24 protein-coding genes, 1 tRNA gene and 1 riboswitch are annotated in these 24361 nt (G+C 70.5%); of the genes, 16 read left to right on the top strand and 9 right to left on the bottom strand.

Annotated features, from left to right (window positions below):
* Window positions 1-171 precede the first annotated feature (171 nt).
* The 10 genes from AB0B98_RS04820 (at window position 172) to AB0B98_RS04775 (ending at window position 8478) form a co-directional block, all read left to right on the top strand.
* Window positions 172-408 (top strand): DUF6284 family protein, encoded by a 237-nt coding sequence (locus AB0B98_RS04820; protein ID WP_356975622.1) that lies wholly within the window; start codon window positions 172-174, stop codon window positions 406-408.
* On the top strand, window positions 408-1172 hold the full coding sequence (locus AB0B98_RS04815) for a DUF2637 domain-containing protein (RefSeq protein ID WP_357361130.1): 765 nt from the start codon (window positions 408-410) through the stop codon (window positions 1170-1172). The genes AB0B98_RS04820 and AB0B98_RS04815 overlap by 1 nt, the downstream gene beginning before the upstream one ends.
* A 91-nt stretch (window positions 1173-1263) precedes the next feature.
* Window positions 1264-3399 carry a cell division protein FtsK gene (locus tag AB0B98_RS04810; protein WP_357360945.1) on the top strand — a complete coding sequence of 712 codons (2136 nt, stop codon included), beginning with the start codon at window positions 1264-1266 and terminating at the stop codon, window positions 3397-3399.
* Between the two features lie 135 nt (window positions 3400-3534).
* The gene (locus AB0B98_RS04805) at window positions 3535-3807 is read left to right on the top strand and encodes a hypothetical protein (RefSeq protein WP_357360943.1); all 273 of its coding nucleotides are present in this window, start codon (window positions 3535-3537) and stop codon (window positions 3805-3807) included.
* Complete coding sequence (locus tag AB0B98_RS04800; protein WP_357360941.1) at window positions 3807-4154, top strand: hypothetical protein; 348 nt, start codon at window positions 3807-3809, stop codon at window positions 4152-4154. The genes AB0B98_RS04805 and AB0B98_RS04800 overlap by 1 nt, the downstream gene beginning before the upstream one ends.
* Window positions 4154-4525 (top strand): RRQRL motif-containing zinc-binding protein, encoded by a 372-nt coding sequence (locus AB0B98_RS04795; RefSeq protein WP_357360938.1) that lies wholly within the window; start codon window positions 4154-4156, stop codon window positions 4523-4525. The genes AB0B98_RS04800 and AB0B98_RS04795 overlap by 1 nt, the downstream gene beginning before the upstream one ends.
* Window positions 4522-5691, top strand: a complete 1170-nt coding sequence (locus AB0B98_RS04790; protein WP_357360936.1) for a bifunctional DNA primase/polymerase — start codon at window positions 4522-4524, stop codon at window positions 5689-5691. The genes AB0B98_RS04795 and AB0B98_RS04790 overlap by 4 nt, the downstream gene beginning before the upstream one ends.
* Window positions 5688-6788: an AAA family ATPase gene (locus AB0B98_RS04785; RefSeq protein ID WP_357360934.1), complete on the top strand. Its 1101-nt coding sequence runs from the start codon at window positions 5688-5690 to the stop codon at window positions 6786-6788. The genes AB0B98_RS04790 and AB0B98_RS04785 overlap by 4 nt, the downstream gene beginning before the upstream one ends.
* Window positions 6789-7030: 242 nt before the next feature.
* Entirely contained in the window at window positions 7031-7288 is a 258-nt protein-coding gene (locus AB0B98_RS04780; RefSeq protein ID WP_357360932.1) for an excisionase family DNA-binding protein, read from the top strand.
* Window positions 7289-7290: 2 nt separating this feature from the next.
* Window positions 7291-8478 (top strand): tyrosine-type recombinase/integrase, encoded by a 1188-nt coding sequence (locus AB0B98_RS04775; RefSeq protein WP_357360930.1) that lies wholly within the window; start codon window positions 7291-7293, stop codon window positions 8476-8478.
* A gap of 90 nt (window positions 8479-8568) precedes the next feature.
* On the opposite strand, the gene AB0B98_RS04770 is transcribed toward AB0B98_RS04775, so the two are convergent.
* Both AB0B98_RS04770 and AB0B98_RS04765 read right to left on the bottom strand, forming a co-directional pair.
* Window positions 8569-8642, bottom strand: a tRNA-Gly gene (locus AB0B98_RS04770).
* Between the two features lie 245 nt (window positions 8643-8887).
* On the bottom strand, window positions 8888-9445 hold the full coding sequence (locus AB0B98_RS04765; RefSeq protein ID WP_308193503.1) for a pyridoxamine 5'-phosphate oxidase family protein: 558 nt from the start codon (window positions 9443-9445) through the stop codon (window positions 8888-8890).
* 99 nt (window positions 9446-9544) lie between these two features.
* Between AB0B98_RS04765 and dcd the strand changes: the two genes are divergently transcribed.
* On the top strand, window positions 9545-10123 hold the full coding sequence (gene dcd, locus AB0B98_RS04760) for a dCTP deaminase (RefSeq protein ID WP_030332009.1): 579 nt from the start codon (window positions 9545-9547) through the stop codon (window positions 10121-10123).
* 59 nt (window positions 10124-10182) lie between these two features.
* Here dcd and AB0B98_RS04755 read toward each other — a convergent pair whose 3' ends face one another.
* Complete coding sequence (locus AB0B98_RS04755; protein ID WP_357360928.1) at window positions 10183-11223, bottom strand: NlpC/P60 family protein; 1041 nt, start codon at window positions 11221-11223, stop codon at window positions 10183-10185.
* A gap of 13 nt (window positions 11224-11236) precedes the next feature.
* Window positions 11237-11372: riboswitch (cyclic di-AMP (ydaO/yuaA leader) on the bottom strand.
* A 235-nt stretch (window positions 11373-11607) separates the two neighbouring features.
* Between AB0B98_RS04755 and AB0B98_RS04750 the strand changes: the two genes are divergently transcribed.
* Entirely contained in the window at window positions 11608-13590 is a 1983-nt protein-coding gene (locus tag AB0B98_RS04750) for a peptidoglycan recognition family protein (protein WP_357360926.1), read from the top strand.
* A 55-nt stretch (window positions 13591-13645) separates the two neighbouring features.
* Here the strand turns inward: AB0B98_RS04750 and AB0B98_RS04745 are convergent, their stop codons facing one another.
* The 5 genes from AB0B98_RS04745 to AB0B98_RS04725 all read right to left on the bottom strand — a co-directional run bounded on the left by AB0B98_RS04745 (window position 13646) and on the right by AB0B98_RS04725 (window position 19918).
* Window positions 13646-14659: an NlpC/P60 family protein gene (locus AB0B98_RS04745; protein ID WP_357360924.1), complete on the bottom strand. Its 1014-nt coding sequence runs from the start codon at window positions 14657-14659 to the stop codon at window positions 13646-13648.
* 167 nt (window positions 14660-14826) lie between these two features.
* The gene (locus AB0B98_RS04740; RefSeq protein WP_357360922.1) at window positions 14827-15828 is read right to left on the bottom strand and encodes a hemolysin family protein; all 1002 of its coding nucleotides are present in this window, start codon (window positions 15826-15828) and stop codon (window positions 14827-14829) included.
* Entirely contained in the window at window positions 15821-17143 is a 1323-nt protein-coding gene (locus tag AB0B98_RS04735; protein ID WP_357360920.1) for a hemolysin family protein, read from the bottom strand. The genes AB0B98_RS04740 and AB0B98_RS04735 overlap by 8 nt, the downstream gene beginning before the upstream one ends.
* A 106-nt stretch (window positions 17144-17249) precedes the next feature.
* Complete coding sequence (locus tag AB0B98_RS04730) at window positions 17250-19448, bottom strand: (Fe-S)-binding protein (RefSeq protein WP_357361128.1); 2199 nt, start codon at window positions 19446-19448, stop codon at window positions 17250-17252.
* Between the two features lie 206 nt (window positions 19449-19654).
* The gene (locus AB0B98_RS04725) at window positions 19655-19918 is read right to left on the bottom strand and encodes a cell division protein CrgA (RefSeq protein ID WP_238669715.1); all 264 of its coding nucleotides are present in this window, start codon (window positions 19916-19918) and stop codon (window positions 19655-19657) included.
* A gap of 221 nt (window positions 19919-20139) precedes the next feature.
* Here AB0B98_RS04725 and AB0B98_RS04720 point away from each other — a divergent pair, with 221 nt between their 5' ends.
* From AB0B98_RS04720 to AB0B98_RS04705, 4 genes are read left to right on the top strand one after another with little or no spacing between them, the layout of a single operon-like run.
* Window positions 20140-20940 carry a DUF881 domain-containing protein gene (locus AB0B98_RS04720; RefSeq protein WP_357360918.1) on the top strand — a complete coding sequence of 267 codons (801 nt, stop codon included), beginning with the start codon at window positions 20140-20142 and terminating at the stop codon, window positions 20938-20940.
* Window positions 20937-22661 carry a class E sortase gene (locus tag AB0B98_RS04715; RefSeq protein WP_357360916.1) on the top strand — a complete coding sequence of 575 codons (1725 nt, stop codon included), beginning with the start codon at window positions 20937-20939 and terminating at the stop codon, window positions 22659-22661. Before AB0B98_RS04720 ends, AB0B98_RS04715 begins: the two co-directional genes overlap by 4 nt.
* 4 nt (window positions 22662-22665) lie before the next feature.
* Window positions 22666-22947, top strand: a complete 282-nt coding sequence (locus AB0B98_RS04710) for a hypothetical protein (protein ID WP_238669712.1) — start codon at window positions 22666-22668, stop codon at window positions 22945-22947.
* Window positions 22948-22949: 2 nt separating this feature from the next.
* The gene (locus AB0B98_RS04705; RefSeq protein ID WP_355417509.1) at window positions 22950-23600 is read left to right on the top strand and encodes an aminodeoxychorismate/anthranilate synthase component II; all 651 of its coding nucleotides are present in this window, start codon (window positions 22950-22952) and stop codon (window positions 23598-23600) included.
* 57 nt (window positions 23601-23657) lie between these two features.
* On the opposite strand, the gene AB0B98_RS04700 is transcribed toward AB0B98_RS04705, so the two are convergent.
* Window positions 23658-24353 carry a YdcF family protein gene (locus AB0B98_RS04700; protein WP_357360914.1) on the bottom strand — a complete coding sequence of 232 codons (696 nt, stop codon included), beginning with the start codon at window positions 24351-24353 and terminating at the stop codon, window positions 23658-23660.
* Window positions 24354-24361 lie beyond the last annotated feature (8 nt).

Raw genomic sequence — 24361 nt, 5'->3', positions numbered from 1 at the left:
CTCCCATGTAGTTGCACTCCAGCTTGACAGACCCGCAGAGACACTGCCAATCGCAGTTTCTCTTGACTCGCAGTTTTACTGCGGGTTATGGTCGCACTGCTACTGCGAGTAGTGGCAACGCCGCAGCTCAGTAGCGCTGTTCGTCACGCCTGCAACCTGTTGGAGGTTCCGTTGAGACCGCATCGAACCGAGCCGACGCCGAAGGCTCTGGCCGCGATTGAGACCGAGTGGCCGCTGATCGAGGCCGAGCTGTCCGTTCTGGACGCCGAGATCACCCTGATGTACGCCGCCGACCACGGTGGCCCGTCGCCGCTGGATTGGCGGCGGCTGCGCCGGGCCGAGGCCCGCGTGACCCGCGTCGCTGCCGAGCTGGCCGCGCGTCCCGCCTCCCGGAAGGCGGTCGCGTGATGGCCCAGGACCTCAAGCGCCTCAAGCGCATCGGGTGGGGTGTTCGTTCGGTGTTCGCTCTCGGCATCGCGGCGTCGCTGGCGGGCAACGTGCTTCACGCCAGCGACAACGTGATCAGTCAGGCAATCTCCGCGTGGTCGCCCGTGGCGCTACTGCTGGCGGTCGAGCTGATCTCTCGGGTCCCGGCGCGGCGCGGTGCGCTGTCGGCCGTCCGGCTGGGAGCTACGGCCGTCATCGCGGGCATCGCGGCTTGGGTGTCGTACTGGCACATGGTGGGCGTGGCCACCCGGTACGGCGAGGCCGACTCCTCGGCCTACCTGCTGCCTTTCAGCGTGGACGGCCTGATCGTGGTCGCGTCGATCAGTCTGGTTGAGATCGGCGGCCGGATCCGCACCCTCACCGAGGCCGCATCGGTCAGCGAGTCCGCCCCGGTTCCCGCCGACCTGGTCGAGTCGAAATCGGCCTACACCAACGAGGACATCTGGGGACCGGAGACGCCTGCCGCGCCGGTGCCCACGGTCGAAGTCGCTCCGGCTCCGGCGGTCAAGAAGACACCGGTCAAGCGGGTCACACCGCGCCCGGTGTCGGCCGAGAAGGTCGCCAAGGCCGCCGCCAAGATGCCCGACGCGCCGGTCTCGCAGATCGCCGCCAAGGCCGGTGTCTCGGTCTCGACCGCGCGACGTCACCTCGCCGCTCTGCGCGTCACTGATGCGTCACCATCTGCCCCGCTTCCTGCCGAAACGTCCGCCCTCATCGCCGCCTAGCTTCGCCCGGTGACGCGGCCACCCGCCGCCAAGCAAGCGCCGCGTCACCGGCCCTCCCATCAGTCACCAGACCTCAGGAGAGACCCCCATCATGACTGCGCAAAACCCCAACCCCGAGAACTTCAACTGGACCGCCGCCGAGGCCGACGTCGCCGAGGTGGTCAACCTGGACGCCGAGCGCACCCGCCGGGCCGCCGCCGAGTCGGGCACGCACTTCGAGGTGAACCTGGACGAGATCCCGCAGCGCGGTGGGATGCCCGTCGAACTGCCGCCGGTCGACGCGTCCGGCAAGCGGCCGATCGTGCCGGCCAACTGGTCGACGTGGCCGAACATCCGACACAGCCTCGCGCAGGCCGCCGCCCTGACCGGCTACCGCGCCGGGTTCCACGCCGTCCGCGCACCCTGGTACGCCACCCTCGCCACGTTCTGGGCCGGGGTAGGCACGTTCCGGCTGATCGGCCGGCAGCTCAAGTGGTGGTGGGTGTCGGAGCAGTACGGGCTGCGGCAGGCCGCCGCCGACGCCAACGACCCGGCCATGTGGCTCAAGCTGCACCGCGAGGTCAAGGCCACCCGCATGTGGCGCGGCATCGTGCTCGCCGCCGAGGCCGTCGCGGTGTGCGTCGGCGGCCCGGTGCTCTACGCCGTCGCCCCGGTGTGGGCGCTGGTGCTTACCGCCTGCCTGCTGGTCGCGTTCCTGGCACACATCGGCCGTCCCGAAGACCGGCGCATCATCACCCCGGCCACCGTCTCGGGCCGCTTCCGCCGGGTGAACCCGGACATCATCCTGCGGGCCTACTACGCCGCCGGCCTCGGACACCCGGACAAGGCGCACCAGCAGATCGGGTTCGGCTCGACCATGGCCCGTGACGCCTCGGGCACCGGTTCCCAGGTGTCGATCGACCTGCCGTACGGCAAGACGTTCGACGACGCGGTCAAGGCACGCGGCGCGATCGCCTCGGGTCTGGACGTCGCGGTGTCGCAGGTGTTCATCACCCGCGATCCCAGCTCGCACCGACGGCACACGCTGTGGGTCGCCGACCGCGACCCGCTCGCCCAGGGTGCGGGCCGGACGCCGCTGCTGCGCTGCAAGCCCACCGACATCTGGCAGCCTGCCCCGTTCGGGCTGGACGAGCGCGGCAACAAGGTGAACGTCGACCTGATGTGGAACAGCATCCTGATCGGCGCGCAGCCTCGGCAGGGCAAGACGTTCGCCGCTCGCTCGTTGGCCCTGTACGCCGCGCTGGACCCGTACGTGAAGCTCACTGTGCTGGACGGCGGCGGCAAGCCGGACTGGCGCAAGTTCGCGCTGGTCGCCGACCGGTACGCGTTCGGTCTGGCGATGACCCGGGACGGCGACCCCGCCGAGATCGCGCTCGAAGCGCTGCGCGAGATCAAGGCCGACGTCCAGGACCGGTACGAGCGGCTGTCCAAGCTGCCGGTCGACATCTGCCCCGAGGGCAAGCTGACCCGCGAGATCGCCCGTGACCCGAAGTACCGGATGCCGGTGCGGCTGGTGGTCCTGGACGAGTTCCAGGAGTACTTCGACCTCGGCGACATCAGCAAGGAGATCGCGTCGCTGCTGGTCTACCTGGTCAAGGTCGCCCCGGCGGCCGGTGTCGGGTTCGTCGACGCCACCCAGCGGCCCAGCGGGGTCGGCGGCGGGCAGGTCGCCACGCAGTTCATCAGCTTCCGGGACAACCACCAGGTGCGGTTCTCCCTGCGTACCGGCTCGTGGAACGTCTCCGACCTGGTCCTCGGCGCGGGGGCGAACTCCGAGGGCTACGACTCGTCGACGCTGCTGCCGTCCTACAAGGGCGTCGGCATCCTGCGCGGCGCGTCGGACGCCACCCCGACGGTTCGTACGTACCTCGCCGACGCGGACGACGCGGAGAAGATCCTGATCGCCGCCCGGAAGCTGCGCGAGGCGGCCGGCACGCTGTCCGGCATGGCGGCCGGGGAGGACGTCGCCCGCGAGATCCGCGACGTGCTCGCCGACGTTCGCAGCGTGATCGAGCGCGGCGAGACCGGCGCGCAGTGGGAGGAGATCGCGGGCCGCCTCGCCGCCCGGCTCCCCGAGGCGTACGCGGACGTGACCGCCGAATCGATCTCGGCTCAGGTCCGCTCATTCGGTGTACGCAGCGTAGACGTCAAGCGCTCCGGCAAGGCCCTCAAGGGAGCCAAGGCCGACGACATCGACGCCGCGATCACCCGCCGCAAGGCCGCGTAGCCGGTCGCGGCCCGCCCGCGACCGGTCGCGTCACCGCGACTCAACCCGCGACCGGCCTGGTCAGCGCAGACATTGACCGGTCGCGGGTTGCGTCGCCAGCCCTTCACGCCCAAAAACGCCCTCTGGAGGCTCACTGTGTCTGCCCTCGCCGCGACCGCGACCCCCGGAACCACCATGATCGGCGTACTGATCCTCGCCGCCGTGATCGCCACGCTCTGTTACGCCCTCGGGTGCTGGCTCTGGCCGTTCGGAGCCTGCGGCAAGTGCTCCGGCACCGGCACGCGTCGCTCCCCGTTCGGCCGCGCGTTCGGCCTCTGCCGCCGCTGCCACGGCGACGGACGCCGCCTGCGCGTCGGCCGCCGGATCATCAACAGCCTGCGCGAGTTGCACGGCAAGGGCACGCGCTGATGGCCGCCCGGACCGAGGCCCGGTTCAGCCGGACCGAGACGCCGCACACCAACTGGTGCACCCGCGATCACCGCTGCGGGGTGACCCTGCACCAGGCCCCGGACATCATCGCCGACGGGCCGCTCGGCGGCCGGGCCGTCATCACCCGCGTCCGCGCTGCCGACGTCGACTACGCCGAGATCCGCATCCGCGTTCCGCTCAGCCGGACCGAGGACACCGCCCGGCGGCAGCTCGGCCTCGTGCTGCACCTGTGCCGCGAGTTGCTGGCCGCTGTCGCCGCGATCCGGCCCGCCGCCCTGCGCGGCCGGGCCACCGACCGGCCAGCGCTCGACCGGAGGGCCGGCTGATGTCGCGGATCCGGGCCGCCTACTGGGATCCCGACGCCGAGCGGCACGACGTCCCGACGTTCTGGTGGCAGGGTGCGCCGGACGGTTACGCCACCCGCAGGCAGCTCCGGGCGCGCGGCCTGCGACCGGGCGGTCAGCCAATCGCCGCGCAGATCCTCTGGCGGGGCGTCGGCGGCACCCGGACCGCATACCTGTACCGGCTCGACCTCGCCCGGCCCAAGCGCACCGCGACGCCGGCCCAACGGCGCGCGATCTCGGCCGCGCTGCGCGCCCGCCGCATCTGCCCGACCTGCGGCGAGCTGCGCGACTACTACATCGCGCGCTCACTCGGCGAGTGCCTGGACTGCCACGACGGGCGGCCGGGCCTATGACCGGCGGGCACTGGATCGGCGCGAGCAAGGCCCTCGATCGCCTCGTGCCGGCCGATCTGCCCTACCCGCACATCTGCGACCGCACCGTCGCCGCCGAAGACACCGTGTCCGGTCAGCCGTTGCAGGTCGCCCGCTGGGAGAAGGCCCGCTACTGCGCCGCCTGCGCCGACGAGAACTACCAGCGCGAACACCCGTCCGCACCCGACATCAGGAGGCCGAAACCGATGCCCGACAACGAATCCCTACGCGACGTGGCTCTCGCCGCCGCCGCGCGTGGCTGGCACGTCTTCCCCCTGCGTCCCAACGACAAGCGGCCCGCGTTTCCCGACCACCCCGCAGACGCCTGCACCGGCCGGGACCCGCGCTGCCGCAACGGGCACACCGGCTGGGAGGCCCGCGCCACCATCGACCCCGACAGGATCCGGCGCGGTTGGGCCAGCACGCCGTACGGAGTCGGCATCGCCTGCGGCCCATCCGGTTTGCTCGTCGTCGACCTGGACGTGCGCAAGCCCGACCAGGTCGCGCCCACCAGGTTCGCGGGCTACCTGGACGGGTGGCCGGTACTCGCCGACCTGTGCGCCGACGCCGGACGGCCGGTCCCCACCGACACGTACACCGTGACCACCGGCGGAGGTGGTGCGCACCTCTACTTCCGGCACCCGGCCACCGGTCCGGCCCTGCGCAACACGGCCGGCGAACGCGGCAACGGCCTCGGATGGCTGGTCGACACTCGCGCCCATGGCGGCTACGTCGTCGCGGCCGGAAGCACCGTTGCCGGACGCCCATACACGGTCACCCGCGATCTGCCGGTCGCCGACCTGCCCGACTGGCTCGCCGAACGCCTCGCCCCCGCGCCGCTGCCGCCGCAACGCCCGGTCGCTGTCGACCTGCCGTCCGGCCGGGCCGGCGCCTACCTAGATGCCGCTATCGGCCGCCAGCTCGACCACCTGCGGCACGCGGCCGAGGGCGAGCGCAACCACACGCTCTACGTGTCCGCGGTTGCCCTCGGCCAGCTTGCCGCCGGGGGAGCGCTGTCCGTCGACCAGGCCGCCGCGCTGCTGGAGCAGACCGCACTGTCGATCGGCCTCAGCCGGTTCGAGACGCTACGCACGATCCGCTCTGGCCTCGCCGCCGGTGCCCGTCGCCCCCGGACGGTGGCCGCATGAGTGCCATGCCCGCAGACCGCCCGCACCTGCACGTAGCCGGACCGGACGACGCCGCCGAGGTCCTGTCGCCCGAGGCGAAGCGGCCCGCCCGCATCCGCACGTCGTGGACTGCCGCCGACATCATGGCGATGGAGTTCGCCCCGCCGAAGTGGGCCGTGCCCGGTGTGCTGTCCGAGGGCGTGAACCTGCTCTGCGGCCCGCCCAAGGTCGGCAAGTCGTGGATGTCGCTCGGCCTCGGCCTCGACGTCGCCCTCGGCGGCAAGGCGTTCGGCGCGATCCCGGTCGAGCCCGGCCCCGTGCTGTACCTCGCCTTGGAAGACACCGCCCGCCGCCTGCAAAACCGGCTCGGGAAGGTTCTCGGCCAGCGCAAGGCCCCAGCCGGTCTCACCCTGGCCACCGAGTGCCCGCCGCTGCCGCAAGGCGGCGACCAGGCCATCGCCGCGTGGCTCGACCGCAACCCGAACGCCCGAATGGTCATCATCGACGTGTTCGCCAAGCTGCGCGGCCACTCCGCACCCGGCGCTTCCGCCTACGACGCCGACTACGCCGCCGTCGGCCGGGCGAAGAAGGTCGCCGACGACTACGGCGTCGCGTTCGTCCTGGTCCACCACGTACGCAAGGCCGGATCCGACGACTTCCTCACCGAGGTCTCGGGGACCAACGGACTCGCCGGTGCCGCCGACGCCACCCTCGTACTCAAGCGGGCGCGCAACCAGGGTGACGGCGTGCTGCACGTGACCGGCCGCGACGTCGACGAGAACGAGTACGCGCTCACATTCGACCCCGCCGCCGGTGCCTGGCAAATGCTCGACGGCCCCGCCGAGGATCACCAGGTCGGCGAGACCCGCGCGACGATCCTGCGCTTCCTGCGGACCGCCCCCGGCAGCCCGCCCAAGGTCATCGCCGAGGGGGTCGGACTCGCCTACGAAAACGTCAAGCGCACCTGTCAGCGGATGCTCGCCGACGGGCAACTCGCCGCCGACACCGGCGGCCGGTACCGAGTCCCTGGTGTCCCCGCTGTCCCCGAAGTCCCCCAACCCACCCTGAGCAGGGAAAACGAGGGGGACACCCCGGGGACAGCCGGACTCTGGCCGTGACCCTGCCGAACATGCTGAAACAGGTGGTTATGAGGCTGTTTCAGCACAGTCCCATACGAAGACACCGGAACGCCCGAGATCTTGGCGCAGCGTGGCTCTCAGCCGGCCGCCGTACGGCTCTCTGTCGACGCGGCCCGCCACCCCTCGCCGAACCGCTCTCGCCGCTGGAGAAGCCGCTACTGACCCCCTCAACGCCTTACCGCACCGCCCCTGATAGCCGCACCGCCCGGAAAGGACACCCGATGGCTAAGCGGACCACCCAGAACGCGCCGGTCCTGGAACTGCCCGCCGAGTTGCTGACCATCGAAGAAGCCGCAAGCCGCATCGGCATGAGCGTTCGCTACGTACGCCGCGCCGTTGCCGAGCGACAGATCGCGTTCCACCGCCTCGGCCGGTCGATCCGGATCGACCCCGCCGACCTGGCCGCATTCGTCCACGCCGGACGAGTCGAGCCCATGACCGCAGAGACCGTCTGGCGCGGATTGAGGAGTGTCGCCTAATCATGGCCAACCAAGAGGGACACCGCCGATTCGGCAACATCCGTAAACGTGAGTCCGGCCGCTACCAGGCTCGCTACCCCGGCCCGGACGGACGAATGCGTTCCGCCCCGCAGACGTTCGCCCGAAAGCCCGAGGCCGAAAAGTACCTGTCGCTGATCGAGGCCCAGATGATGCGGGGCGAGTGGATCGACCCTGAACGCGGCAAGATCCGGCTACGCGACTACGCCGAGCGATGGATCACCGAACGGCCGAACCTACGGCCCCGGACAGTGCACCTGTACCGCTGGACCCTCGGCAGGCACATCACGCCGCACCTCGGCGACATGCCGCTCAACCGAATCGACACGCCCATGGTCCGCGAGTGGCGGGCGCGACTGCTGACCGAGGGCGTATCGGTAACCATGGCCGCCAAGGCGTACCGGCTGCTACGCGCGGTCCTGATGACCGCAGTCAAGGAGGACGAACTGATCAGGATCAACCCGTGTCGCGTCGTCGGTGCCGACCAGGAGAAGCCCGCAGAGCGACCGGTCCTCACCGTTCCGCAGATCTTCGCGCTCGCCGAGCGGATACCGGAGCGCTTCCAAGCGCTGATCCTGGTCACCACGTTCGGGTGCCTGCGGTGGGGCGAGGCGGTCGCCCTGCAACGATGCGACATCGACCTAGCGGCCGGCACAGTGCGAGTGCGACAGGCGTTCGTCGAACACCGGGGAACCGGCCTGATCCTCGGCCCGCCGAAGTCGCGGGCGGGCGTGCGGACCGTCGCCCTGCCCAAGGCGGCCCTTCCTGTGCTGAAACAGCACATGAGCAGCCATGTCGGCGAGGCACCCGAGGCGTTTCTGTTTACCGGCGAGAGCGGCCGGAACCTCTGGCGCGGCAACTTCAACAAGCTGGTCAAGTGGCCCGAGGCGGTCGCCGCCGTAGGTGTTCCCGGACTGCACTTCCACGACCTGCGGCACACCGGCAACACCCTCGCGTCGCGGGCACCAGGGGCGAGCCTGCGCGACATCATGGCGCGGATGGGGCACGACAGCCCTCGTGCCGCGCTGATCTACCAACACGCCAACCGGGAGGCCGACCAGGGCATCGCCGACGCGATCGACAAGGCGGTCAAGGCGGCCCGGCGCAAGCCGAGCAAGCGCAAGGTCAAGCGGGTTGCCGACGGCGACGGACCGGCCGCCGAGGCGAGCTAATGGCCCACTAATGGCCCATCCCTGTTTCAGCATGACCTAGAACCACGGAAGCCCTGGCGGGACATGTGTCCTGACCAGGGCTTCCGTACGTGGAGCGGGTGACGGGAATCGAACCCGCACTGTCAGCTTGGGAAGCTGATGTTCTGCCATTGAACTACACCCGCAAGCGGCACCACTGTACCCGAGTCGTCGAGCCTCTGCACCCAGGCACCCCCGCCGGTCGCGGCTGTCCGCGTACCCCTCGTCCGGGTTGATCCACTCGGCTTTCTGGAAGTCGGGGCATCCGCGGCGCTGGGACGCCGCGATTTCCATGAAGTCGAGTTGATCACTGCGGGCGGCCGGGTTGGTGCGTACGACCGGTGCCGGCTCCGTTACGACGGAGCCGGCACCGATGATCTTCCGGCCGTGGTCACGCGGCAGTGCACTGGACGTCACGGCTGAGGCGGGTCGGACGCGCCTGCGGGACGGCGACGGGCGCCGCCACCGCCGACGGGGCGTTTGGGTCGAGCCAGACCCGAACGGCCGGCCGACCCGGCGCGAGGCCCGGGATGCCCGCGATGTGCTGCTCGCGGCGGGTGAGCATGGCCACGTCGACCGTGAACTCGAAGAGCCGCCAGTCGACCTGCGGCTCGGCCCGGGCGGTCTGCGCCAGCTGCGCCACCCGGACCGGATCGGTCACCGGACGGGCGCTTCCCGCCACGTACGCCTCGTCGTCGCTCTCCTCCGCGGGGAACGAGTGCAGCGCGTAACGGCCATCACGTTCGAGGTCACGGCGCTTGGGCGAGTCGATGATGAAGCAGAACAGCCCCTCGGCGGTGATGACCGGGGAGACCGGATGGACGCGGGGCCCGCCGTCGGCACGGACCGTGGCCAGATAGCCGAAGCCCGGCCCGTATTGCTGGAGGAGAACGCGGATCCCGTCGGCGAGTCGGGGCTCGTCGGCGGCGAATTCGGACCAGGAAGCCATGTGGGCATTCTATCGAACAAATGTACGAGCAGCGACCTCGACGCGCTGGTCACCGCCACCGAATCCGGCCACCTTTGGCAACGCGGCTATGGTGGTCCGATGCTGCTCTCCGACCGCGACCTGGTCTCCGAGATCAAGGCCGGCACGCTGGGCTTGGAGCCGTTCGAGCCCACCCTGGTCCAACCCTCCAGCATCGACGTCCGACTCGACCGGCTGTTCCGGGTCTTCAACAACCACCTCTACACCCACATCGATCCGGCAATGCAGCAGGACGACCTGACCTCGGCGGTCGAGGTTCCCGACGGCGAGCCGTTCGTGCTGCACCCGGGGGAGTTCGTGCTCGCCTCGACGCTGGAGGTCATCTCGCTGGGTGACCAGCTCGCCGGCCGGCTGGAGGGCAAGAGCTCCCTGGGCCGGCTCGGGCTGCTCACGCACTCCACAGCCGGTTTCATCGACCCAGGCTTCTCCGGTCACGTGACGCTGGAACTCTCCAACGTGGCGAACCTGCCGATCACCCTGTGGCCGGGCATGAAGATCGGGCAGCTCTGCATCTTCCGACTCTCCTCGCCGGCCGAGCACCCGTACGGCTCGGTGGTCTACGGCTCGCGCTACCAGGGCCAGCGGGGGCCGACACCCAGCCGCGCCTGGCAGCACTGGCGCACCTGGCCAACCCGCTAGAACCACGACGACGAGGGCCCGCCGCGACAGTTCGCGACGGGCCCTTCGGTGGTCCGGGGTCAGCCGGGACGGCCGTAGCTGTGGATTGGACCGTCGTCGACCTTCTTCATCTTGATCGGTTGGCCGGCTTGCGAGGCGTGCACCACCCAGCCGCCGCCGACGTACATGCCGACGTGGTGGATGTCGCTGTAGTAGAAGACCAGGTCGCCGGGGCGCAGGTCGCCCTTGCTGACGTTCTTGGTGACCCGGCTCTGGGCGGCGGCGTTGTGCGGCAGCGACACGCCGGCCTTCGCCCAGGCGGCCAGCATCAGCCCGGAGCAGTCGTACGAGTTCGGGCCCTCGGCACCCCAGACGTAGGGCTTGCCGATCTGCGCGCAGGCGAACTTGACAGCGGTGCCCGCGGCGCCGCCTGGGTAGCTACCCGGGCAGGGCGCCGGACGCAGCGGACCGCCGCCACCGTTGCCGTACACCTTGAGGCGCAGCTTCTGCAGGCGGTCGATCTCTTCGTTGATCTGCTTCTTCTTCGCCGCCAGCTGAGCCTCGGTGCGGGTCAGCTGGGCCACCATCTCGTCCAGCGGCGCCTTCTGCGCGGCCAACTGGTCGCGCAGGTCGGCCACCTGGCGTACGTCCTTCTGCTGGTTGTGCGCGAAGCGGTCGAGCATTTCGAGCTGGCCGACCACCTCGCTGGGCGACCGGCTGCCCAGCACCGCGTTGACGGTCGAGACGTTCTCACCCTTGTAGGCGCGTACGGCAAGGGCACTGACCTTGTCCATCGCGGCGTCGACCTGGCGCTCAAGCGGAGTGATCCGGGCGGCCAGGGCGTCCGCCTGCTTGCGCTTCGCGGCGAGGTCGGTGCGGGTGGCGTTGTGCCGTTCAATGATCGGTTCGAGCTTGTTCCAGTCGGCGTCGATCTGGCGCTCGATCTCGGCGACGGACGGGTCGGCGTGGGCCGCCGTGGCACTGCCGGTCAGGACGACGGCGATGCCCGCCAGCGCGGCGAGAGCGGTGGTGAAGCGGGACCAGCGTGGGCGCGGCACTATCGGCGTCGGGCCGGCTGATGCCGACCGCTCGGACGACGGCCGCGGGGCATGGAGTGCCACCGGGGTCTCGTACTCCTTCTTCCTGACCGCCTACCGGGTTAGCTGACGGGTTCGGGCGGGAAGTCGGCGCCCTACCGCAGTGGCTGCGGATTCACCCCGAGGGACCTGGGTCCCCGGTTCGCTCGGAAACGACTCGGCGGTGTCGGTCCGTTACCGCCCGGGCTGGGCGGAGCTGCTGTCGGCCCGACGAATGACCAGAGTAGAGACGCCTGTTACCAATCCGCAACCCGTGCGGCAGTGACACTCCGTACCGATTGGACGAGGTCACCGACCGTGTGTGAAGAATTCTTTCCCTCTGCTTCGATGGATGGAAAGGTATTGACGTGACCTCCCGGACGGCGCGATGGTGACCTGACCTCACTCCGCGAGAATCTAGGGGGTTCGATGCACCATCCAACCCTGTCGACAGGCTGGCGCGCACTGCTCGCCGCCACCGTGGTAGCCGCCGCGACCACGGTGCCACTCTCCGTCGGCCCGGCCGCAGCCGCGCCCACCACCGACCGCCAGCAGCAGTACGCCGCAGCGGCCAGCGAGTACGGCGTGCCGGCCGTCGTGCTGCTCGGCGTCTCATACCTGGAGTCCCGTTGGGACACCAACGCCGGCACACCGAGCACCAGTGGCGGCTACGGCCCGATGCACCTGACCGACGCGCGGCACGTGGCCGCCCTCCCCGGGCGCGGCCACCACGACGCCGGCGCCGAGGACCCGCGCGGCGACGACTCCCGTCCCGCACTGGTGCCCGCGCCCCGACCGGTCGAGGCACCCGCGCCGTCCACCGCCGCGTTGCAGACCGTCGACGCCGCCGCCACGCTGACCGGCGCCACCCCCGAGGCGCTGCGCACCGACGCGGGTCTCAACATCCGGGGCGGGGCCGCGCTGCTGAGCGCGTACCAGAGGGATCTGGGCGCACCGGTCGGCGCGGACACCGACCCGGCGGCCTGGTACGGCGCGGTGGCCCGCTACTCCGGCGCGGACAGCGCCGACGCCGCCGCGGCCTTCGCCGACGAGGTCTTCACCACCATCGGCGCGGGCCAGTCCCGGGTGACCGACGACGGCCAGCGGGTCAGCCTGCCGGCCCGCGCGGTGCGGCCCGAGCGTTCCTGGTTGGACCGGCTGGGCCTGCGCCGCCTGGCCCGCCCGGACGGGGTGGAGTGCCCGCGCAGCATCTCGTGCGAGTGGATCCCGGCGCCCTACGAGGCGTTCGGCGACGGGGACTACGGCAACCACGACCTCTCCGACCGGCCCGCACGGCAGAAAATCGAGTACATAGTCATCCACGACACCGAGGCGAGTTGGGCCACCACCCTGCAACTCGTCCAGGATCCGACCTACGTGAGCTGGCACTACTCGCTGCGCTCGGTCGACGGGCACATCGCCCAACACGTGAAGACCAAGGATGTCGGTTGGCACGCCGGCAACTGGTACGTCAATGCGAAGTCGATCGGGTTGGAACACGAGGGCTTCGCCGCGCAGGGCACCTGGTACACCGAGGCGATGTACCGGACATCGGCGAAGCTGGTCCGGCACCTGGCGTTGCGGTACGGCATTCCGCTGGACCGCCAGCACATCATCGGCCACGACAACGTGCCCGGCACCATTCCCTCGACAGTGCGGGGGATGCACTGGGATCCGGGCCCGTACTGGGACTGGACGCACTACTTCGACCTGCTGCACGCGCCTCGACTGGACACCGGCACCCCGGCCACCGGGCTGGTCCGGATCGACCCGGACTACGCCACCAACCAGCCGGCGTTCACCGACTGCGTCACAGCGGGCGTGCCCTGCGCGCCACGCGGCTCCTCCGCTGTGGTGCTGCGCAGCGCACCGTCGGCGGACGCGCCGCTGGTGAACGACATCGCGCTCCGTCCCGACGGCACCCCGAACACGATGTCCGTGTCCGACCACGGGGCCCGGGCGTCCGCCGGGCAGACGTACGCGTTGGCCGGGCGGCAGGGTGACTGGACGGCGATCTGGTACCTCGGGCAGCGGGCCTGGTTCCACAACCCGGCGTCCGCGCCGACCGCCAGTTGGACAGTCGGCGTGGTGGCCACGCCGAAGCCCGGCCGAACCACCATTCCGGTCTACGGACGGGCGTACCCGGAGCAGGCGGCGTACCCGGAAGGGGTGCCCTACCAGGCGATCTCGCCGCTCCAGTACACCCTGGCCGCCGGGCAGCGGTACGCCGTCGGCGCGGTGCTGGCCGGCGAGTACTACCGGGCCAGCACGTTCGACGGCTCCTCACCCGGCGACTGGACGGTGATCCGCGGCAAGAACCGGTACGCGCAGATCCAGTTCGGCCACCGGATCATGTACGTCGACCTCGCCGACGTGCAGCTGTTGCCGTCCCCGGTGGGCGCGCCCCGCTGAGAACCACGACGGCCCCCGGTCGGTGACCGGGGGCCGTCGTGTCGCGCGAGGTGGATCAGCCGGGTCTGCGGAACCCGGCGATGGGCATTGTGGTGATGCTGGACACCTGCACCGGCTTACCGGCACGTGGCGCGTGCACCATCTGGTTGTTACCCAGATACAGCCCGACATGACTCAGGCCGGAGAAGAAGAAGACCAGGTCGCCGGGGCGGGCATCGCCCCGCGAGATGGCCTTGCCCTCGTTCCACTGGTCACCGGTGTGGTGGGTGAGGTAGATCCCGGCCGCCTTGTAGGCGTACTGGGTCAGCCCCGAGCAGTCGAACGAGTTCGGGCCGGTGGCACCCCAGACGTACGGCTTGCCGACCTTGCCGCAGGCGGTCTTGATCGCGGTGCGGGCCGCCGCGCTGACCACCCCGTTGATGGTCGGGCAGGCCGCGGTCACCACAGTGGTCTTGGGCATCGACGCCTCGAGCTGCTTGATCTCGCCGTCGATCTGCTTCTTCTTCGCCGCCAGCTCGTTCTGCTGCTTGGTCTGAGTGACGATCAGCGCGTCCAGCTTCTGCTTCTCGCCGTCGTACTTGGCCCGCACGGCCAGCACACCCTCGACCTCCTTGCGCTCCTGCGAAGCGAGCCGGTCGAGGATGGTGAGCTGCTCGGTGAGCGTGTCCGGCTTGGCGCTGACCAGCAGCGCGCCGATGTCGTGCGACGGGCCCGAGATGTAGTAACGGGAGGCGAGGTCGCCCACCCGGTTGAGCGCCAGCTCGCTCTGCAACGCCAGCGGCTCGATCTTCTTCTGCAGGTTCGCCGACTTCTGCCGGTTGACCTTCAGCTGCGCCCGGACCTTGTTGTACTGCTCGATGGTGGGCTCCAACTGCTCCCACTTCTTGTCGATCTGAGCCTCGATCTCGTCGACCGTGGGCGCGGCATGTGCCGGCGCGGTCAGCAGACCGGCGCCGACGGCCGCCGCGGCGACCAGGATCAGCACCCGGTGCGCGACGCGACGCAGGCCACCAGAGCGAGCAGACGCATTCAGGTCGTGACGATGAGGGGGCATGGTTGCCACCGGCACCGACTCCTTTGCAACCGACCGCCGGGCGCCTCGCGTGAGGGAAGGGCCGAGGCAGACGACCCACAGCGGTCGGTGCCCCACATTAGGGAAGCTCGGGGCGGTAATCAAGGCGAGCGCCGCAACCATCACTGTCGTGCAACCGCTTGCACACCAAGGGTATTGGTCCATCACCCAACGATTGCGGTCAATACATCGTCGAGAGTGACCACGCCGAGTGGCCGCCGCCCATCGCTGACCAGCACCATGTGCCGCCGTTCGCGACGCATGGCCAGCAGCAGATCGGCCAGCGTACGGTCCGGCGGCACCACCGCCAGCGGCCGGTAGACGTCGGCCGACACCGGGGACCGGCGGCCCTGCCCGGCATACCCGAGCACGTCCTTGACGTGCACAAAACCGAGCACCCGACGGGTCGACCGCTGCACCACCGGGAACCGGGACCGGCCGGTCCGGGTCGCCAGCACCTCCAGTGACGCCGGCGAGACGTCCTCGGCCACCGTCACCACCGTCGACCACGGTTGCAGCGCGTCCGCCGCCGTCCGGGCATGCAGGGCCAGCGCTCCGGTGATCCGCGCGTGCTGCTCCGCGTCGAGCAGCCCTTCGGTCCGCGCCTGGGACACCAACCCGGCCAACTCCTCGGCGGTGAACACCGTCTTCACCGCCTCCGACGCCTCAATCCGCCAGAAGGCGAGCACCCGCCGGGCCGCCCATTTCATCGCGAGCAACAACGGTTTGGTGGCCACACAGAATGCCAGCATCGCCGGGCCGAGCCAGAGCGCGGAGACCTCCGGACCGGCAAGCGTGATGTTCTTCGGCACCATTTCACCGACGACCGTGTGCAAAAAAACCACCACGCCCAGTGCCAGCACGAAGGCCACCGGGTGCACCGCCCGCTCCGGCAGGCCGGCCGCGTGGAACGGCGGCTCCAGCAGGTGAGCCAGCGCCGGTTCGGCGATCGCGCCGAGACCCAACGAGCAGACCGTGATGCCGAGCTGCGCGCCAGCGATCATCAGGGGGATCTGGTTCATCGCCGACAACGCCCAGCGGGCGCGTTTCGACCCGGCGGCCAGCGGCTCGATCACCGTCCGACGGGACGCGATGAGCGCGAACTCGCTGCCCACGAAGAACCCGTTGCCGAGCAGCAACAGCACCGTCACCAGCAGCTCAGTCATCGTCGTCCGGATCCGCCGGGCGCAACACCCGGACCTGCTCGATCCGGTGCCGCTCCACCTCGACCACCGTGAACTCCCAGCCGTCCGTCTCGACCGTCTCACCGGCCAGCGGGATGTGCCCGAGCTGAGCCATCAGGAACCCGGCCAACGTCTCGTACGGCCCCTCGGGCAGCCGGAAACCGGTCTGCTCGGCCACCTCGTCGGAACGGAGCACACCGTCGACGAGCACCGTCCGTTCACCGCCCGGCACTGTCAGCTCGGCCGACCCGTTGTCGTCCACGCTCGCCGGGTCGAACTCGTCGGCGATCTCTCCGACCAACTCCTCGACGAGGTCCTCGACGGTCACCACGCCGTCCGTGCCGCCGTACTCGTCGACCACGATGGCCAGGTCGGCCCCGGCCGCCTTCAGGGCGGCCAGGACACCGTCCAGGTTCAGGCTCTCCGGCACGTACACCGGCTCGCGGGCCACCGAGCCGACCCGGGTCGACGCGCGGTCGGCCAGCGGCACGCCCAACGCGTCGGGCACGCCGGCCACACCGGTCACCAGGTCCAGGGTCTCCTCGTACACGGGGAACCGGGTCCGCCCGGTCCGCCGCGACTCCTCCAGCAGTTCCGCCACAGTGGCCGTGGAGCGCAGCGCGACCACGTCCACCCGGGGGGTCATCGCCTCCGCGGCCCGCTTGTCACCGAAGCGGATGGTGCGACGCAGCAGCATCGCGGTGTCCGTGGGCAGCGCGCCGGCCCGCGCCGAGATGCCCGCCAGCAGGCCCAACTCCTCCGGTGAACGGGCGCTTGCCAGCTCCTCCTGCGGCTCCACGCCGAGCGCGCGGACCAGTCGGTTCGCCGAGCCGTTCAACCCCCGGATCACCCAACCGAACGTCCGGGAGAAGGTGTGCATCGGGCCGGCCGTGGCCAGCGCCGCCGGCATGGGCCGGGCCAGCGCCGCGTTCTTCGGCACCAACTCGCCGAAGAGCATGGAGATCAGCGTGGCCAGGGCCAACGCGATGAACGGGGTGAGCCGCTCGGTGCTGTGACCGGCGACCGGACGCAGCAACGGAGTGAAGATCCGGGCCAGGGCCGGCTCGGCCAGGTAGCCGGTCAGCAGCGCGGTGATGGTGATGCCGAGCTGCGCCCCGGAGAGCTGGAAGGAGAGTTCGCGCAACGCTGTGCGTACCGTCAGGGCGGCCTGGTCGCCCGCGGCGGCCCGCCTGTCGATCTCCGCCCGGTCGACTGTGACCAGGGCGAACTCGGCCGCGACGAAGAACGCGTTGCCCGCGGTCAGGGCTACGAAGCCGACCAGGGGCAACAGCGTCATCAAGAGCAGGCCGTCGATGTCGCCTCACCTCGGCGAGATTCTTGCACGACGGCGGCGGCCCTCAGGGGCCGCCGCCGTCGATGAACAAATCCCGGGGGTACGCGTCTCAGCCGCCGATCGGCGCGGTCTCCTTGCCGCCCTGCGGCTGCTCGGGCTTGACCGAGCGGAGCAGGACGGTTGCCACGTCGATCACCTCGACCTGTTCGCCGGCGCCCTTGCCGTTGACCCCGTCGCTGAGCATCGTCGAGCAGAAGGGGCAACCGACGGCGACCGTCTTCGCCCCGGTGGCCATGGCCTCCTCGACCCGGTCCACGTTGATCCGCTTGCCGATCTTCTCCTCCATCCACATCCGGGCGCCACCGGCGCCGCAGCAGAAGGAGCGCTCGCTGTTACGCGGCATCTCGGTCAGGTCGCCCGCGATGGCGTCGCCGAGGACCTCTCGGGGGGCCGCGAAGACGCGGTTGTGCCGACCCAGGTAGCAGGGGTCGTGGTAGGTGACGCCGCCGTCGACGGGCTGCACCGGGGTGAGCTTGCCGGTGGCGACCAGGTGAGCGAGCAGTTGGGTGTGGTGGACAACCTCGAACTCCCCGCCGAGCTGTCCGTACTCGTTGCCCAGTGTGTTGAAGCAGTGCGGGCAGGTCGCGACGATCTTGCGCTTCGCCTTCTCGCGGCCCTCGAACGCCTCGTTCAGCGTCTCCACGTTCTGCTGGGCGAGCATCTGGAAGACGAACTCGTTGCCGATCCGTCGCGCCGGGTCGCCGGAGCAGGTCTCGCCCTCGCCCAGGATCGCGAACTTCACGCCCGCCTCGTTGAGCAGCGTGGCCACCGCGCGGGTGGTCTTCTTGGCCCGGTCCTCGAACGCGCCGGCGCAGCCGACCCAGAACAGGTACTCGAAGTCGTCCACCTCGCCGACCCGGGGCACCTCGAAGTCCAGGCCCTTGGTCCAGTCCTCGCGGGTGTTCTGCGGGGCACCCCACGGGTTGCCCTTGTTCTCCAGGTTGCGCAGCATCACCCCGGCCTCGGAGGGGAAGCTCGACTCGATGAGCACCTGGTAGCGGCGCATGTCGACAATGTGGTCGACGTGTTCGATGTCGACGGGGCACTGCTCGACGCAGGCACCGCAGGTGGTGCAGGACCAGAGCACGTCCGGGTCGATGACACCGCCCTCCTCGGCGGTGCCGATCAGCGGCTTGTCGGCCTCGGCGAGGGCCAGCACGTCCAGGTGGGCGAGTTGGGCCTGGGTGGCCTTCTCCTCGCCGGTCAGGTCCTTGCCGCCGCCGGCCAGCAGGTAGGGCGCCTTGGCGTACGCGTGGTCGCGCAGACTCAGGATCAGCAGCTTGGGCGACAGGGGCTTGCCGGTGTTCCAGGCCGGGCACTGCGACTGGCAGCGACCGCACTCGGTGCAGGTGCTGAAGTCCAGGAGGCCCTTCCAGCTGAACTGCTCGACGTGGGCGACGCCGAACTGGTCCTTCTCCGGGTCGGCCTCCTCGAAGTCGAGCGGCTTGCCCTGGCTCGTCATCGGGCGCAGCGCGCCGAGACCGGAGCCGGCCGGCCTGGCCGGCTCCCGCTTGAAGAAGATGTTGGGGAACGCCAGGAAGCGGTGCCAGGCGACGCCCATCGTGACGTTCAGGGAGATGACGATCAGCCAGGTCATCGAAATAATGATCTTGATGGCCGCGGCGACGCTGACGCCGTCCGCCCAGTCGGGTAGCACCGCACCGACCGCGTGACTGACCGGGGTGGCCCAGAACGGGAACTCGAAGTGGTCGGTGGCGACCTTGAAGCCCCGGATCACGAAGCCGAAGATCAGGACCAGCAGCACGATCCACTCGACGAAGTAGCCCTGCCACATTGTCGAGCCGGTGAACCGGGACCGCCCACCCGGGCGGGTCGGCCGGTTGCGCAGCCGGATCGCCATCAGCACCAGGATGCCGACCAGACCCAGCACTCCGATGATCTCGGTGACCAGACCGAAGATCGTCCAGTGCCCGATGATCGGCAGACCGCCGTCGGTGGTGACCACCTCGAAGTACGCCTCGAGCACCAGCAGCGACAGCACGACAAAACCGACCATCACGAACCAGTGCGCGGCGCCCACCACGCCCCACTTGAGCATCCGGGTATGGCCGGCCGTCTCCACCAGCATCGTCCTGGCGCGGGCGACAGTGTCGGAGAACCGCTCCGGCGCGGGTTGCCCGAGCCGGATGACTGCCACCATCTTCAGGACCGCACGCACCGCAAGCCACACCGCCACGGCGGTGATGGCGGCTGCGAGGATCGTGGTGACGATCTGGACGCTGCCCATCGAGTTGGCCTCCCCGGTCTGCTGCCTGATGACCTCGCTCTGCTCGGTCATGCAGTGCAGCCTACGCGAAGGTTACCCAGCGGTAACGTGAGTCATCTCGCAGTAGGCCGCGCTGCCTGCGCACACCATAGGGGGCCCCACCCGATCCTGCTGGGCAGGGGCTCGACGGGGTGACGTGGGACCGCCGACGCGGCGGTCCGTTCGGATCAGCGCCAGCGAGAGAGCAACGCCAGCGAAGCGACCATCGCACCGAAGCCGACGGCGAGGTTCCAGTAACCCCACGCCATGACCGGGTACTCCTGCTCGGACAGGTAGTAGAGCACCAGCCAGCCGATCCCGACGACGATCAAGGCGACCGCGGTGATCGGCAACCACACCGGGCTAGGCTTGCGCGACGACGCCGTCGTCGTCGGACGAACGTCCGTCGGCGGGGTGTACACCTTCTTCTTACGGACCTGAGACTTGGGCACGGCGCTCTCCAGAGGGGTGACGACCTCGTCCGGCCTGACAACCGGGCGCGGGGGCGACGGTCCATGGCCAATAATGTTCGAGAGCTAGCGTAGTCCCGATTGGCCGCCTGGACCACGAATGGGGTCAGGCCGGTGCACGGAGTGACCGAAAGAGGCGGGACTGTTCGCATCACCGGCCCAGCCGGCACGGACCGATCCCCGACACGCGGAAGGAACGCTCGGTGGAGTACACATCCGGCGCAACCTCCTGGCAGAAGGTCCTCCGACGGGCCGCCGCCGGGCTGCTGCCCCGGCGACCGCGCCAACGCCGTCCGGGCTGGTCGATCGGGGTGCCACTGATCGCCGCGGCGGCCGGGTTGCTCTTCACCACCACCGCGACCACCGCAGGCGGCACCGCTCTCCGGGAGGACCGGCGACCCCAGCTCAACCAGCTCATCGAGGACCGCCGCGAACAGGTCGCCGCCAGCGAGCGCCGCGCCGCCACACTGCGTGGCGAGGTCGAACAACGGACCAACACGCTGGCCGGCTCGGACGCGCCGATCAAGGCTCAGCAGAATCGCGCCCAGGGCAGCCTCCAGAACGCCGGGTTCACCGCCCTCAGCGGGCCCGGGGTCACCGTCGAGCTGAACGACGCGCCCCAGCTCGACCAGACGCAGTCGGACGCCAGCAACGACGACCTGGTGGTGCATCAGGGGGACGTGCAGGCGGTGGTCAACGCGCTCTGGGCCGGCGGAGCGGAGGCCATGTCAATCATGAATGTCCGCGTGCTCACCACCAGCGCGGTACGCTGCGTCGGTAACACCCTGCTACTGCACGGCCGGGTGTACTCCCCACCGTTCAAGATCGTAGCGATCGGCGATCCCGCTGCCCTCCAGCAGGCCCTCGCCAGCTCCCAGGGAGTCCGGTTGTTCAAGGACGCGGTCGACGACTACCAGCTTGGCTACAACGAGACAGCCTCCACGGTGCGAGTTCCCGCATTTGAGGACTCCACCACCCTGCGCTCGGCTACGGTGCCCAAGTGAGCGGGCCGGACGAGCAACGCGACGGGCGACACCGGGACCAGACCGACGAGCCGACCGCCTTTCTGCCCAAGTTCGACAGGCCCGAGCCGGCACCGGGCCGACCGACCCCGGCCAGCAACTGGCCCGAGCCGGTGCTGCAACCGCCACGAGCCGAGCAGCAACCGCCAACCCAGCAGCCGCCGCGAGCCCAGCAGCAGCCGCCGAGCGCGACCCGACCCGAGCCGAACGGGACCCCGGGCCGCCCAGGTGCCGAAGCGCCGCCGCCCTGGCCGGGCAGCGCAGCCGCCCGGCCGGGCTCACACGGCGGTCCTGCGGTTCCCCCCGCGACCACCCCCGACCGACCACCCGCCGGCAACCAGGGCCCGGTTCGACCCGCTGCCCCCGGCAACGCCCCGACCCGACCCCCCGCACCCAGCGCCTCGTCCACCCGACCGACCGCGCCGGGTGCCGCACCGACCCGACCGCCGACCACCGGCAACCCGCCAGGTGCCGCACCGACCCGCCCGGCCACGCCCGGCGGGATGCCGATGCCGCCCCGGCCGGCGGCCTCCGGCACACCGAGCCGGCCTGTCTCCTCCGGGCCCTCGACGCCGCCGCTGGCCGACTCGCCGACCGCGTACATTCCGCAGGTCACCGCTCGGCCCGGCCGACCCACCGGCTCCCCGGCCGCACCGGTCTCCCCGGCCGCCCCCGACCGCGTCGCAGCGGCCGGACCGGAAGGCTTCCCGCCGACCGGGCCGAATCGGGTCCCGCCGACCGGGCCGAGCCGGGTCCCGCCGAGCGCTGGCGGGGATCGCGGCGACGATCCGGCCGCCACCGCGTTGATTCCGGCCGTGCCCGCCACTCCTGCCAGCAGGCCGCCGACCATGGACTCGACCGCGTTGATGGGTGCCGTCCCCCGCACCGCCGTCCCGGATGAACCGGCCGGCGCCAACTCCGCCGAACCTCCCCAACCCCGACGCGGCGAGCGGGTGGTGCAACTCCGGCCGCACCAGACCGGCGAGGGCTACAAGAGCGTCTACTCCGAGCTGACCCGTCCATCGTTCGGCTCGCGACTGCGCACCGGGGTCCGCGTCACCGGCGAAATCCTGATCACCTTCGGCCTGGTGGTCCTGCTCTTCGCCGGCTACGAGGTCTGGGGCAAGTCGGCGATCGTCGACGCCCACCAGAACGACCTCAACAACGAGTTGGCACAGGCCTGGGCTCCCACCGACGACCCGACTGTCGCCCCGTCGGTGGGCCCGAGCGTCAAACCCTCCCCACCGGTACGCGGAAAGCCTCTCGCGGGCCTCTACATCCCCAAGCTCGACAAGAACTGGGTAGTCGTCGAGGGCGTCACCCAGCAGGACATCCGCTTCGCCCCCGGCCACTACCCGACCAGTGCGCTCCCCGGCCAGGTGGGCAACTTCTCCGTCGCCGGCCACCGCAACCGGGCCACCTTCTGGCGGCTCGACGAGCTGAATGAGGGCGACCCGATCGTGGTCGAGAGCAAGACCGACTGGTACGTCTACCGGGTGTCGCAGTCCCGGATCGTCCGGCCGACCCAGGTCGAGGTGGTGGCGCCGGTGCCCGGCGAGCCGAACAAGAAGGCAACCAAGCGGATGCTCACCCTCACCACGTGCAACCCGAAGTTCGACAACTACCAGCGCCTGATCATCCACGCCGAACTGGACCGCACCCAACCCAAGTCCGCGGGCCGCCCGGCGGAGCTGGGAGGCTGATCCGGTGTACGCGTTCATCTGGCGCAAGCTGCCGTTCGGCGTGGTCGGAAAGCTGACCGGCTCGGTGCTCCTGGTGGCCGCCACGGTGGCCCTGCTGTGGTACGTCGCCTTCCCCTGGGCCGAGCCTCTGCTGCCCTTCGACGACGTGCAGGTCGAGTCCGGCGTACCCGCCGAGACGGGTGGCGGCGGCGACCCGGTGACCGGGGAGACCCCGGCCGGCGACGATCACGAACTGCCGTACGACACCGACCAGAACAACCCCGCGCCCCCCTCCCCGAGCAGGTGACCATGCGCGTCCTGGTGATCGACAACTACGACTCCTTCGTCTTCAACCTGGTGCAGTATCTGGGCCAGCTCGGCGTGGACTGCGAGGTCCGTCGCAACGACGAGATCGACGTCGCCGAGGTGGGCACTGTTGGCGCGGACGGCATCCTGCTGTCGCCCGGTCCGGGCAGCCCGGATCGGGCCGGCATCTGCCTGGACGTCATCCGGGAGTACGCGGGCCAGCTGCCGATCTTCGGCGTCTGCCTCGGTCACCAGGCGATCGGCGAGGCCTTCGGGGCGACAGTGACGCGCGCCCCCGAGCTGCTGCACGGCAAGACCTCCGAGGTACGACACCACTCGGTCGGCGTACTCGCCGGTCTGCCCGACCCGTTCACCGCCACCCGGTACCACTCGCTCGCCGTGCTGCCCGAGACGCTCCCCGACGAGCTGGAGGTCACCGGCTGGACCGGCTCCGGGGTGGTGATGGCGATGCGGCACCGGACGCTGCCCATCGAGGGTGTCCAGTTCCACCCGGAGTCGGTGCTCACCGAGGGCGGTCACCTGATGCTGGCCAACTGGCTGGCCAGTTGCGGTCACCCCGAGGCGTTGGAGCGGGCACCCGCGCTGGCCGCCGAGGTGGACGCCCGTCGTCGGGCGGCCTTCGCCACCACCTGAGGGGGCCGGACCGTCAAGGCTCAGGCACCCTGACGTCGGGAGCCGGTGCCGGTCGGGTCAGCCACGCAGCGCGTCCTGGACAGCGGAATTCGCAGGCGAACGCACCGCTGGCGGTCGGTCGCGCACCGCATCCCACGCCGCTTTGCCACTGGCGAAGTAGTCCCGAGCCGACTTCTCGGCGAGCAGGGCAGCGCCGCAACCATCGCAGTGGGCGGTCACCCCGTCGACGTCGAGGCCGAGTTGCCGGCACAGCGTCACCGCCCGGGACAGGTGGTACGACTGGGTGACGATCAGGGCCCGCTCGACGCCGTACACCTCGCGTGCTCTCGCGCAGCTGTCGTAGGTGTCCAGGCCGAACGGGTCGGCCACCACCCGACGCCTGTCGACGCCGCGCTCGGCGAGGTAGTTCGCCATCACCGCCGGTTCGTCGCCTGACGCCCCGCCGCCGTCGCCCGACACGAGGACGACAGTGGCCCGCCCGCTGGTCACCAGCTCGGCGGCGGTGTCCAGGCGGCCGGCGAGACGATCCCCCGGCCGCTGCCGATCGGGTGCCACTTCGGTGCCGAGGACGATCACCACGTCGGCGGCCGGCGCGTCGGCGACGGCGTGCACGTGGCCGCGTGCGGCGAGCGTCGTCCACAGCCACGGGGAACTGGCGATCACCAGCACGATGAGGCCCGCGACGGCCAGCCGGCGAAGGCGTCGGGGCCACCGCCGTACGGCGCCGTCCGGGGACGCCGCCGCCTCGGTCATGCCGATGC

Source organism: Micromonospora sp. NPDC048947 (assembly GCF_040649495.1).
GTDB lineage: Bacteria > Actinomycetota > Actinomycetes > Mycobacteriales > Micromonosporaceae > Micromonospora > Micromonospora alfalfae.
The sequence above is the reverse complement of the archived record's forward strand: the minus strand, read 5'-3'. Positions and strand labels throughout refer to the sequence as shown.